We start from the raw sequence: 12,332 nt of genomic DNA on the forward strand, positions 1-12,332 counted from the left end.
GGCGCAATGACTGGAATTGATATCGTCATTGCGCTCGTGCGATGCCTCAATCTTGCGGGCCTTGCAATGCTCGCAGGGGCGCTATTTTTTCGCATTTTTCTCATGAAAGCCGAAAAAAGCGAAGGCAAACCGACGGCAAGATTAAGATTCTGGTGGCAACTTTGTGTCTATTCTGTGGCAATCAGTGCTTTTGGACTGGTTCTATGGGTACCACTTCAGTTCTCACTGTTGTCTGGTGGTAGTAGTTTTTCTGATGCATTTACCTTTTTCCCAAGCGGACTTTTAGGCACAGGCTTCGGTGTTGCATCGTGCCTGCGCGCATTGGCAATCGTGCTTGCTGCTTTGCTTTTGCCGTATGCGATAAAGTCTCAAGCCATACGTATCCTTTTGTTTTTGATCGCTGTTTTGGCGCTTGGTCTTCAGATACGCATGGGGCACGCCGCAGCAGCTGATACTGTCTGGCTACCTCTGGCAGTTTCTGCGCATGTGATTGCCGGCGCGCTATGGTTTGGTTCGCTGCCTCCGCTCTATCTTCTCTTACGTGTTTCGCGGGATGAAGGTTTGCAGGCAGCACAGCGATTTTCGCTATATGGCGTTGTTTTTGTTGCAGTTCTTGTTGTTGGTGCCGCAATTGCAGGATGGCTTTTGACAGGTGGTTTGCCGGGGCTGGTTGGTACCACTTACGGCAGGATCATGATCGTGAAGATCGCGCTTCTGGCAGCCATGCTGACACTTGCAGCACTTAATCGTTTCTGGCTGAGCCGTGATGGTAGCAGCGGGCGTGGACTTGGTTATGCGTTGATCGTCGAAGGAACAATTGGTCTTGTAGTGTTTCTCGCGGCGTCACTTCTCGCGACACAACCGCCCGGCGTTCATGAAGACATCATCTGGCCTTTCGCCTATCGTTTGCGCGACAATATTCTGGGTGACGCGTTTCTCGTCGATGCCGCATGGCGGAGCTTTAAGCCACTTCTGCTGGCATTTCTAATCGGTATTGGGTGCCTTTTGCTGCCTAAGTGGCGATGGCAAGCTATTGTTATCGCGGCAGTTATCGGTTTCGTTTGGTTCCAGCCACCACGCATCGGATTGTTTCTTCAGGATGCTAATGAAGCAAGCTTTCTGCGCTCGCCCACATCCTATACGTCCATCGCAATTGCGCGGGGCGCTGCGGCTTTCGTAGGTAATTGCGCCTCCTGTCATGGCAATGACGGGCGCGGACGCGGTGAGCAGGCAACGGGCGATCCGGTATGGCCGCCCGATCTGACAGCACCATTGTTTGCGGATCGCAGTGACGGCGAAATCTTCTGGACGATCATGCATGGCAAGGAGTTGCAAGACGGTCGGCAGTCCATGCCCGGTTTTGAAACAATGTTGGATGCGAAAACCGCGTGGTCGCTAGTGGATTATATCCGCACGATTGCGTCTGCCCGAACGATCAGTATGCCTGCGCCTGATGGTGCGGTTTACCCGGCTGCAAGCCCACGGATTACGATCTATTGCGGGGCTAGACGGCATGAGGTCGGTCGGCAATCCGACAATTTCTGGCTGCTTCTTCTTAAGGGTGAACAGCTTGAGGCCTTTGCTGTCGATAGCAATGGCATCACGGCACAATGCGATGTTTCCGACCAGACTGCGGCTGTGGCTATTCAGCTTCTGACACCAACTGCCGATGGAGCGAGCTTTCTCGTAGATCAGAATGGCTGGATACGTTTTCGATGGTCAGGGCATGAAAGGTTAGAACCTTCAATTCTTGAGACAGCAATCAGCAAGGCTCGTGCGAATCCGGTCAGCCTATCGAATAGGGGACATCATTCATGATGATCCGAGCAGCGTTGCTACGCGAATATAAATGCAAAGAGGCCTCCTGCAATGGATTGCAAATCTATGTGCCGGGTGAACTAAGTGAATAATTTTCTTAATAAAATTCGGCAGTTGGTGAAAATTAGACGCTGAATTTTGATGCCTGTTGGCAAGAGGGAGTGGATCATGGGTAACATACGCAATGGCTTTTCGGAGCTTGTCGGCAATACGCCTCTGGTTGCTTTCTCACGCCTTCAGAAAAGCAATGACGTTTCTGTGCGGCTTCTCGCAAAAATCGAATATCTCAATCCCGCTGGCAGCATCAAAGACCGCACAGCATGGGGGATAATTCGGGATGCCGAGCGTGCCGGTAAGATTAAGCCGGGTGATCTTCTGGTAGATCTGACGAGCGGAAATACCGGCATTGGTATTGCGGCTGTTGCTGCCGCAAAGGGCTATCGGACGAAGTTTTATCTGCGTGATACGATCAGCGAAGACAAAATCAATATCCTGCGTCAGTTCGGGTCTGAAATCGTGCTGATTGATAATGACGAGCTGCTGGAACCGGGAGCGCTGCAAAAGGTGCTCGATCGTATTCGCAGCGAAAATCCGGGCGCTTACTATACGGGTCAGCGGTCCAATCCTGCCAATCCGGCAATTCATTTTGAAACGACCGGCCCGGAAATCTGGCAAGACACGGATGGCGAAGTGGACATTTTGGTCAGTACCGTAGGCACTGGCGGAACCATTTCAGGGGCGGGAAAATACCTGAAAGAAAAGAAATCTTCCCTTCGCATCATTCTGGTGGAGCCGACGGCAGATTCTGTGCCTTCTGCCGATAATCCAAAAGCCGAAACCATTGAAGGTGTTCACAAAGTCACCGATATCGATGAGACCATTCTGCCTGAAAACTACGACAAGGCTATTGTCGATGAAATCGTTGCCGTGACGACGGAGCAAGCGCGCCGTGCCGCATTATCGGTTGCACGGGAAGAGGGCTTTCTGGTTGGTACGTCTTCCGGGGCTGCGATTGCTGCGGCCCTTCAAATTGCAAAGCGCCCGGAAAATGCAGGAAAGACCATCGTTGCCGTGTTGCCTGACAGCGGAGAGCGCTATTTGTCACTGTTTCAAGAACCAGTCATAGCGGATTAGGGGTTGGTTCGATCATAATTGAGTTAAAAAGAAAATATTGAGCGAGTAGTCAGTATTGTATAATTTATATCAGTTCTTTTTGTTGAAACAATAGAATATAATTTTGTTGAGTTGTGTGATTATATCAATTCTGAATGTTATTATATAAAATATTATTTGTCATATATTTTACAATAATTAGATATAATTGCCTTAATCGAATTATCCCTCTGAAATAGAACGATTTTGTTTATTGTTAGTGGGGATAATTATGATTCTGAAAAACACTGTAATTGGTTCGGCATTTGCTGTTCTTGGGGTGACACACGCAAATGCAGCCGATGCAATTGTAGCGCCGGAGCCAGAGGCTGTAGAATATGTGCGTGTCTGTGATGCTTACGGAGCAGGCTATTTCTACATTCCGGGAACGGAAACCTGCCTGCGTATCCATGGTTATGTTCGTTACGACCTGAGGGGAGGCGATAACGTCTATTATCGTGGTGCAGGCATCAGCCGTGCTCCTGATGGAAGTGCTTATAATCTGAGCCCGCGTGGTAAGTCCTATGATACCTGGACGAATAATACGCGTTTCACATTACGCACATCGACGGCTTCCGAAACGGAGCTTGGTACGCTTTCGACCTTTACTGAAACCCGATTCAATTTCGGTAATGGTGTGGATGCCGGAACGACGCTCAACCGTGCGTTCATCCAGCTTGGCGGTCTGCGCGTGGGCCTCGATGACACGGCATTCTACACATTCACCGGATATTTCGGTGACGTGTTGAATGACGACGTTATCAGTGCTGGTGGTTATCGTACCAATCAGATCAGCTACACTTTCAAGGGCGGCAATGGCTTTTCGGCCATTATCTCTCTTGAACAGGGTAACAACGTCGATGTCGATTGGAATGGCGTGATTGATGACTACACACCACACGTCGTTGCTGGTTTGAAATATCCGCAGAGCTGGGGTTCGATTGCAGGCGTTGCAGCTTATGATGCTGTCAACGAAGAGTGGGCCGGAAAGGTTCGCCTTGATGTTAATGTAACCGACCGCTTCTCGGTCTGGGTGCAGGGTGCATACAAGTCGAACGACGATCATTACGTTCATTACGATGCAAGCGGTGCCGTTGTTCACGATGGTGGCAGCAGCACTTATCGTGGCGTTCGTGTGATTGATAGCTTCTACGGAACATGGGGCGGTGATTGGGCCGTTTGGGGTGGAGCTAAATTCAAGGCTACCAACAAAGCGGTCTTCAACGTTCAGCTGGCCTATGAGGATGCGGAAACTTTCGCAGCCAGTGCAAACGTTGCTTATCAATTGGTTCCTGGCTTCACCATCACGCCTCAGATTTCCTACACCAAGTGGGATGACAAGAACTCGATCCTGAAAGGTCAGGATGCCTGGCAGGGCGTAGTTCGCTTCCAGCGTTCATTCTAAACTTCATTCAAGATTTGCGTAATCGATGCAGTGGCGGCTCTGGCCGCCACTGTTGTTTTAGCGCACAGGCGAGGGTGGTTTTTCCAGCCATCGTGTTTTTCAAAGGGCTGAAATTTTACATAGCTAAAGGCAATTAGCCTGCTGTGCCTCGTTTTCGCCGCTTGAGAGAGACTACAATGACCACCAAATCGTTATTCGTGAACGCTATTGATAGGAGATGTGATTACGATGCAAACTCAGTCCGATTATCAACACTCTTCATCATCAGGCTACGGCGAAGGCGCACAGGCACGAGGAACAATCGCGTCGTTGCTGGCTGCCGTTGAAATAGCAAAACAGACTGCAAATGAAAGTCTGCGCCGCGCTCAGTCGGCTCCTTTGCCGCACATTGCCGATAATACGATATTCATCGCATTATTCGAGCGTCACCTATCAGATCGTGAAGCCCTATTTTCCAGAATTCGCCAGCTCGACGATGCAAAGGCGTCTTTCAGGGCTTGAGCATAACGAGCAATTCATTCCATAATTGCCGCATAAATTGTAGCATTTCCAGCAAAAGTGCGAAGCGGTTCTGCGTCGGATAATGCATAAAAACAAACAGTTACAGCGGTTCTAACGATTCATTCTTAACTGGAACCGCCGTAATGAGCAAAAATTTGGTAAGCAGGAAGAAGTGTAGTGACTGATTTTGCATCCAGAATGACGCTGACTGAGGAGTTGGTCTCGCTGAGCATTCGGGCAGAAGTGGATCGAGGGCCGGAGCCAAACAGGGTTCCGATAACTGATCTGGACGTGCAGGCACTTTCTGAAAAGCTTTATCATGAAAGCGGCGACACGCCTCTGTGGGTGTTCGCTTATGGCTCTCTTATCTGGAAACCTGATTTTAATGCCGTTGATTGGCGTTACGGCGGCGTGAAGGGATGGCATCGTTCGTTCTGCCTACGACTTACCCGCTGGCGTGGCACGCAAAGCCAGCCTGGGTTGATGCTCGCGTTGCGACGCGGCGGCAGCTGCAACGGTATCGTGTTTCGGTTGTCTGAAGAGGATCGGCTTGGCCAGATTCAGCGCATGATCCGCCGCGAGATCAGCTCTATAAGTGATGCTTCCAGTATCCGCTGGGTATCCGTTGATACACCGGACGGGCCTGTGCGTGCTTTGACGTTCTGGGCTGGGCCACGCGGCGACCGCGTTTTGAACGGCTTGCCGCTGGAATGTGTAGCAAGCACTTTGGCGCGAGCATGTGGGCATATTGGTTCCTGCGCGGAATATCTTTATCTGACGGTCAAACATCTGGAAGAAAAAGGCATTCGCGATCGCAATTTGTGGAAGCTTCAGGAACTGGTGGCAGCTGAGATTGCGACACTCTATGAGGTCAACGCCAAAGCATCCGCATGAGCGGTTTGGCCGTCAAGACGCGTGAGCCCGAACGCGTATCCCTTCCGAATGTGACATTTGGTCTGTAACGATAGACTATTAATCCGCTCGATTTAGTGCAAAAGCAGCATTCATCGGATCGGCGGAGGTTCCATGCTCACAAAAAAGGGGAAATACGGCCTCAAAGCATTGGCTCACCTTGCCTTGCTTGCTCCCGGCGAGAGCGCATTCGTTGCCGAGATTGCCGCCAAAAACAATATTTCGAAGAAGTTTCTCGACGCGATCCTGCTGGAGCTGCGTAACGACGGCATTTTGCGGTCGAAGAAGGGGCCGGGCGGTGGCTATAGTCTCGCAAAACCTGCCAGTGAAATTAATATCGGGCAGGCGATCCGCGTTCTGGATGGTCCACTCGCACCTATTCGTTGCGCCAGCCGAACAGCTTATGAACCTTGCGAAGACTGTGAAGATCACAAGGCTTGTCAGGTTCGCCGATCAATGCTGCTTGTTCGCGAAGCAATTGTCGGCGTTCTCGATGCCATGACGCTTGAGCAGTTTGCTCGCAACGGCGGCCTTGAAGATGACGGAACTGCGCCTGAATGGGCACAGCTCACGGCCTGATCTGGATCACTTCCGATAGTTGATCCTGTAAGTCAGACTACCTTCAGTAACTTCTTCAATTTCAATAATAATATCACGTATTTCGACGGTCTTCTGATCTTTCGGAAAAGAGAAGGTCTGCCCTGAGGCTGGGTAGTTCAAATCTGCGATTGAATAGCCGCGGACTTCAAACTGCATTTCGCCATTTTCAATGCCGAGGAAAGCAATATCGTAGATCGTCCCACTCTCGTCCGGGCTGTAGTCGCCAGCCTTGGGCAGCGCTAGCCCTTTTCCGTAATCACGGGGCGGGATGATTGGATTAGCTGAGAGGACAAATTGCGAGCGCCCGAACGTATCGGTTTCTGGTGCAGGCTGTTCCTGCGACTGCACTTGCGGAGCGGCTTCGACTGCACCAGCGGCCGGACCAGCAATTCCGCTGGCGATTGAACTGCATAGAATGGCTGCAGTAAATGATGACGTCAGGATCAGTGAGCGCAGGACTTTATTCATTTTGCGAACTTTCATGCTCAGGGTCTGATGCTGTCGCTATCGGCGAGGATTGACGACGGCTCGCAATAAAGCTTGGCAACTTCGGTGTCTTTGGTCTCGTTGGTGAAGGCATCAGTCGAAGGATAGACGCGTATTTCGCCGCTCTTGATGACGCTTGAATCGTCTTTGTCTTGCGTGACAACGAAAGCATAAACATAGTCGCCGCGAGCATAGCCTAGTGCCATGGTCAGATCGGTCGGATGATTGATATTGGTGTCTTTGGTCGAAAACCAGGTGCTGTCGGTTTCAAAATAGAGCTCGGCTTTTTCTGTGCCTGCCGCGTAGGTGTAGTAGGCCTCCTTCTTGTCCGGATTGGCCTTCGGATCGGCAAGGTGGCAAAACTCTGCACGCGCATTTCGCTCTGGAATATTGCACGCAAATTGGGTCTGCCACGGAGGAATACAGTTTGCTGCAGCTGGCAGCGGTATTAGTGCGGCCAAAGTCATTGCAAAGCATATCTTCATGAGAGATCCCCGAATGCGGTCAATCTCTACCGCATGGCAAACCTCCACAGATGAGTCAATGTGTTACGCTGTGGACAATACTCAATTGACCGCGCTTCGATCTTCCGTCTAGTGTCGGCGCAGATGAGGCACCTGGTGCCGGGGCGGGCTGTTAAGAAAGATATCTGATGAATCCAGCATGGACCAAATGGCTTATTAGTTTCGTATTTGGTGTTCTGATAGCGCGCTTCGGATTTGGCCTCATGGCCCCTCTGGTAATGATGCTTTCCCCTGAACGGACGGTCAATCCAGATGGTCTCGATAGTGTAATTATCATCCAGCTGGTCGTTCAGTTTGTTGTAGTGGTGATCTCCACAATCCTGTTGTCGCGGCTGGCAAGTAGCAAGCTGCAAATTGGATGGGGTTGCCTCGTTCTTGGCGCTGTTATCCTGCTTGGCCTGCTTGCTACGCTCTTCGTACCGGGGTCGGATTTTGGGTCGCTTGAGGATAATGGTGAAGCCACAGCATTTTTCTTCTGGCTGTTGATCCTCGTGCTGCCAATGTCGATCGGCGGGGGACTGTTGGCCGTTATTGGCTGGATTATGATCCAGCGCGGACGAAAAGAGTTGCAGCGCGGGTAGTTTAGGCAAGTCACGATCTGCATATCTGTAGACCAAACGCCAATTTGTTGGGAAATAATCCACTATCTGCTTTGACTATTGAGCGATTACTGATTGACATCAATCTGTTGAATCGTATTGCAATAAATAAGTTGAATGGCAGATCAGAGTTTTTGGACGGTCGGATGCTTTATGATCCGAAATGAGAACCGCTCCATATTGATGATATTAGAGCGCCGGGCGTCTTGATGGGTGTCCAAAGGTCGCTCTAACACTTTAAAATCAGAGCATGATTTTACCTTAAACTGATCCAGGTTTAAGGAATTATGCTCAGCGGAATGGGGACTTTCGAATGCGTCTGTTGGGTGCGGTTCTTATCGCGAGTTTCATCGCGTCCAATCTTCCAGCCCATGCCGAATTTGAGAGGGAACTCGGCCCACTCGCCTCGGCAGGGTCTTCACAAATCATTCAGGGATGGACCGGAACCAAACAAGACGGTTGGTTTGTCCTCAACAACCAGCAGGCAGGCGGAACCGAGCAGACATTGGTGGTTCAAGCCGGGCCAGCACCTGCCGAAGGTCGTGCTACCAGCGTTAGGATTGCAATCAATTCTTCCAAGCCAGGTGCTTCGCTGGGGCTAATTGCGACAAATCCTGCGAATAGCGCCATTTGCCTGATGGAGGTGATTGCCGATAAGAGTGCCAAGCTCTTCTGCATGGAGAACGGCAAGCGCCAGGACATTGCTACCATCCCGAATGCAGCCAAACTTGACGGCACGGATGTCATCGAAATGGTCGATGTGCCCGGTGTAACGCGGTTTCTTCTCAACGGAAGAATGATTGGCGACGTTCAGGGTTCGGCAGCGCTTGGCGCGCAGATCGGCATCATGGCCTATGACACCGGCGTATTTGCGATTACCGATTTCAATATCACATCGGATGGCCAGAATGTGCCTACCCAGCCGGTCACCCCAAGCCAACAAACCGGTGGAGCGCCGCAGACTGCTGATACCGGCGCGCAAACTGCGCCCCAAAATGGCGGCAACGCTCCTCAGCCCGTAGCAGGCTCTGGTGCCCCCTCAGGTCCGCTGCCGGAGTTTGGCGGCGACAGCGGCCGCATTGCTGCAGTTTATTACGGATTGGTGCGCAGCATTTTTGCGCATGAATTCGGACATGCGCTGATTGGAGAATTGCAGCTGCCATCGACTGGCCCCGAAGAAGATGCTGTCGATATTTATTCTGCTTTGCAGATTGTCGAACCGACAATGTATCCGTCCGGTGACAAAGAAATCGACGATATGGCTATCGGAAGCGCGAGCTATGCAGCGCTGCAGTGGTATTATAGTGGCAAAATCAATGAGATGAAGGGCAGCTCACCTTCTCCGTGGCAGGACGAGCATACAGCCGATCTCAAGCGCTTTCGTAATATGCTTTGCATCATGTATGGCGGCAATCCGAAGGTTTTCAGCTCGATTGCCGACGGCGTAAAACTGGATGAGCGCACACGTTTTCGCTGCTCCGACGAATTCAACAAGCAAAATCGTGCATGGCGTAAAATTCTTGCCCCTCACACACGTTCTGGCGAATGGCACCCGGAAGGCGAACAACCTGCCAATGCGGCCGGTGCAATGATCAAGACGGTCTTTCAGCCATCCTCACGTAGAGTTGGCGATTTCTATGCCAGTAAACTTTCAAGCGCTTTGACAGGCTATTTCGATAACTTGTCCCAGACTTATGTGCTGCCGCGACCCTTAACAGTCACGTTCCGCGACTGTGACCAGCTCAACGCATGGTATGATCCGAAAGAAGGATCGATCACCATGTGCTACGATCTGTTCGAACATCTGGCGGTCATGATTTCCGATGTTGAAATGGGAAGTGCTCCAGCAGATTCTGCAGGCCAGCAACCAACTAATGCTTCTGCGCCGGCTTCTGGTGGCGCGGCAGGTGCAGTCGTTGATGAATTGCGCGATGACGGCGTTGCGGCGAGCATGGTTCTCTTTCAGTCGCCTTATACCGGGCCAACACCCAACAAACATGCCAGGGCTACGATAATCACAACTGTTGAGGTTGCCAAGATCATCGCGAATGGCCGCAAAACCCTGTTCGTTGATACCAGCGGTCTGCAGGAAACCATGCAGAATGCTTTTTCTTTGCCGGATGCCGGGCGCGATGGAAGCGTTACAGATAGTCTGCAGGAAGCGCTCGACGAATGGCTGAACGAAAAAGCTGGCGGAGACAGAAGTGTTGGCGTGGTATTTTTCGGCAAAGGTATGAACGACCGTTCGTCCTATAATGCCGCATTGCGCTCTGCCACACTCGGCTGGACGACGTTCTGGTATCGTGGCGGACTGGAAGCATGGACAGGAAATGGCTTGCCAGTGAGCAAGTAATTTCTGCGGGTTGATTGTTGATCTCTGTTGATGCAATTGTCGTACTTATATTGCATCAACGGTAATGAACGAATGAACGAGCTCAAAGCCCTCAAGACGTTTCTGCTGGCAGCGGAGAAGCGCAATTTCGCGCAGGTTGCGCGAGAGCTGGATATGACGCCCGCCTCTGTAACGCGAACCATCGCAGCGTTAGAAGAAGAGCTTGGCGTTCAGCTCTTCGTGCGAACGACCCGACAGGTTTCGCTCACGACGGATGGGGCTGTTTTTGCAGCGCGTATCGAACCAGCAGTCAACGCGCTGGAGACGGCGCGACTTGAACTCATGAATGTTCATAAGGCTGATCAAGGGCGTTTGCGGATCAATGCGCCGATGTCACTCGGCCAACAGGTCCTTCCGCAAATACTCTCTGCTTTTCGGGATGTTTATCCAAAGATCGAGATTGAATTATCGCTGACCGACCAGATGCTCGATATCGTCGAGCAGGATTTCGATCTTGCGATCCGCATTTCCGGTGCGCCGTCGGATAAATTCACGATCTGGCGCAAGATCATTGAAATCAAACGCATTCTGGTGGCTGCACCCGGTACGCCATTTATAGATGTTGCGCATCCGGGCGAGCTGACATCAGATGGATGTCTGGGCTACAGCTCGGAAAGTCGCCGTGAAAACTGGGCTTTGTCGGATGGAAGTTCGACGGTCAATGTTTCTGCCGGGCGTATGATCAGTGCCAATAATGGTGAAGTTCTGGCCAATATGGCAGCGGATGGGGCGGGGGTCGCCATGCTGCCTGTGTTCATCGTGGCTGAACATTTGCGCACGGGGCGTCTCGTGCATATCCTGCCGGAATGGTCGCCGCCGCAACTTTGGCTTACGCTTTATTATCCGCCATTCCAGAAGTTGCCGCCGCGTATTGCGGCTTTCTCAGATTTCTTTGAGCGCGAGATCAAGGCAATTGTTACCCGGATGATCTGACGTCTAATAGCATGTGTCAGAAACAACAAAAGGCGGAGCCTGAGGGCTTCGCCTTTTTGTATTCTACCGGCTTGCGCCGATATTAGTTCTGATAGCTTGAAGGCGATGCGTCGCCAAAGCGATGAGCAGAGCCGTCCTGATATGTGGTCGTCTGACCGATAGAAGCGGTTGCAGTGTTATCAACCTGCTGTGTTGCAACTGGCGTGCGGTCATTTGCATAAAGATCGGCAGGTTCACCAACATGTGGGTTTTCAGCGAAAGCTGCACCGGCGCTAAGAGCAACGGCTACGGCAGCAAGAGCAAACTTTTTCATTTTTCTATTCCTTCTTCATCGCCCTTTGGATGGCATCAGTGCTTCCGGGGCACCGGGGTGGCACCAATGCCATCCACCGGGGAGATAACTCGTATGCGTTGATCTGATGTAGTCAGATTGAAACGCGGTTTGGTAAGCTGGGCTTAGTTCTGGAAGCTCGAAGGCGATGCATCACCGAAGCGATGAGCCGAACCGTCCTGGAACGAAGACTGACCAATCGAAGCGGTTGCAGTGTGATCGACCTGCTGGGCTGCAACTGGTGTGCGGTCATTTGCATAAAGATCGGCAGGGGTGCCAACATTTGGATTTTCAGCGAAAGCAGCACCGGCGCTAAGGGCAACGGCTACGGCAGCAAGAGCAAACTTTTTCATTTTCTATCTCCTTGGTTTTGTGAAGCGACGTTGTGTTCGTCGTTTCGATGACCAAGAGATAGGCCTTTCAATCGGCTGCGCCTAGCTACCGTTTGGTTCACAGATTGTATCTCAAAGAGTAGACAATAAACCCTTGAAACGGGCAAAATGTCCAAGACAACACGGTTTATTCAAGTATATGTGAACAGTGTTGAGGCAGGAAAATGGCAGAATAAGGTATGTCTTGATGAGGCGCTCAACGCCTGTAAAGGTCAGGAATTTACAATAAAACCATGTTCCTGCGTGCTATTTGTTCAGGACTTGAAGTGGGCTTTCAGGTAGGAATG

General features: G+C 51.2%; 13 protein-coding genes. 9 read left to right on the plus strand and 4 right to left on the minus strand.

What is annotated here, in order from left to right; all coding sequences use genetic code 11:
- The first annotated feature begins 6 nt into the window (after positions 1-6).
- The 6 genes from CEV34_RS10845 to CEV34_RS10875 all read left to right on the plus strand — a co-directional run bounded on the left by CEV34_RS10845 (position 7) and on the right by CEV34_RS10875 (position 6,367).
- Positions 7-1,818 (plus strand): CopD family protein, encoded by a 1,812-nt coding sequence (locus tag CEV34_RS10845; protein WP_094543626.1) that lies wholly within the window; start codon positions 7-9, stop codon positions 1,816-1,818.
- Between the two features lie 168 nt (positions 1,819-1,986).
- Positions 1,987-2,952, plus strand: coding sequence for a PLP-dependent cysteine synthase family protein (locus CEV34_RS10850; protein ID WP_007879022.1), 966 nt, complete (start codon positions 1,987-1,989; stop codon positions 2,950-2,952).
- 250 nt (positions 2,953-3,202) lie between these two features.
- The gene (locus CEV34_RS10855) at positions 3,203-4,375 is read left to right on the plus strand and encodes a porin (protein ID WP_094543627.1); all 1,173 of its coding nucleotides are present in this window, start codon (positions 3,203-3,205) and stop codon (positions 4,373-4,375) included.
- 228 nt (positions 4,376-4,603) lie between these two features.
- Positions 4,604-4,876 (plus strand): hypothetical protein, encoded by a 273-nt coding sequence (locus CEV34_RS10860; RefSeq protein WP_007879030.1) that lies wholly within the window; start codon positions 4,604-4,606, stop codon positions 4,874-4,876.
- Positions 4,877-5,074: 198 nt separating this feature from the next.
- Complete coding sequence (locus CEV34_RS10870) at positions 5,075-5,770, plus strand: gamma-glutamylcyclotransferase (protein ID WP_039860756.1); 696 nt, start codon at positions 5,075-5,077, stop codon at positions 5,768-5,770.
- Between the two features lie 132 nt (positions 5,771-5,902).
- Positions 5,903-6,367 (plus strand): RrF2 family transcriptional regulator, encoded by a 465-nt coding sequence (locus CEV34_RS10875; protein ID WP_007879036.1) that lies wholly within the window; start codon positions 5,903-5,905, stop codon positions 6,365-6,367.
- Positions 6,368-6,373: 6 nt separating this feature from the next.
- Here the strand turns inward: CEV34_RS10875 and CEV34_RS10880 are convergent, their stop codons facing one another.
- Positions 6,374-6,856 carry a hypothetical protein gene (locus CEV34_RS10880; RefSeq protein ID WP_007879038.1) on the minus strand — a complete coding sequence of 161 codons (483 nt, stop codon included), beginning with the start codon at positions 6,854-6,856 and terminating at the stop codon, positions 6,374-6,376.
- Positions 6,857-6,873: 17 nt separating this feature from the next.
- Positions 6,874-7,359, minus strand: a complete 486-nt coding sequence (locus tag CEV34_RS10885; RefSeq protein ID WP_007879044.1) for a hypothetical protein — start codon at positions 7,357-7,359, stop codon at positions 6,874-6,876.
- Positions 7,360-7,526: 167 nt separating this feature from the next.
- On the opposite strand from CEV34_RS10885, the gene CEV34_RS10890 reads away from it, so the two are divergent.
- The 3 genes from CEV34_RS10890 (at position 7,527) to CEV34_RS10900 (ending at position 11,322) form a co-directional block, all read left to right on the plus strand.
- The gene (locus CEV34_RS10890; RefSeq protein WP_007879045.1) at positions 7,527-7,979 is read left to right on the plus strand and encodes a hypothetical protein; all 453 of its coding nucleotides are present in this window, start codon (positions 7,527-7,529) and stop codon (positions 7,977-7,979) included.
- A gap of 331 nt (positions 7,980-8,310) precedes the next feature.
- Positions 8,311-10,350: a DUF4344 domain-containing metallopeptidase gene (locus tag CEV34_RS10895; protein WP_007879048.1), complete on the plus strand. Its 2,040-nt coding sequence runs from the start codon at positions 8,311-8,313 to the stop codon at positions 10,348-10,350.
- Between the two features lie 72 nt (positions 10,351-10,422).
- Positions 10,423-11,322: a LysR family transcriptional regulator gene (locus CEV34_RS10900; RefSeq protein WP_007879049.1), complete on the plus strand. Its 900-nt coding sequence runs from the start codon at positions 10,423-10,425 to the stop codon at positions 11,320-11,322.
- An 82-nt stretch (positions 11,323-11,404) separates the two neighbouring features.
- Here the strand turns inward: CEV34_RS10900 and CEV34_RS10905 are convergent, their stop codons facing one another.
- Positions 11,405-11,635: a hypothetical protein gene (locus CEV34_RS10905; protein ID WP_064320232.1), complete on the minus strand. Its 231-nt coding sequence runs from the start codon at positions 11,633-11,635 to the stop codon at positions 11,405-11,407.
- 143 nt (positions 11,636-11,778) lie between these two features.
- Positions 11,779-12,006, minus strand: coding sequence for a hypothetical protein (locus tag CEV34_RS10910; RefSeq protein ID WP_007873677.1), 228 nt, complete (start codon positions 12,004-12,006; stop codon positions 11,779-11,781).
- Between the last annotated feature and the right edge of the window lie 326 nt (positions 12,007-12,332).

Origin of the sequence: Brucella pseudogrignonensis (assembly GCF_002252525.1) — a bacterium.
Lineage (GTDB): Bacteria > Pseudomonadota > Alphaproteobacteria > Rhizobiales > Rhizobiaceae > Brucella > Brucella pseudogrignonensis.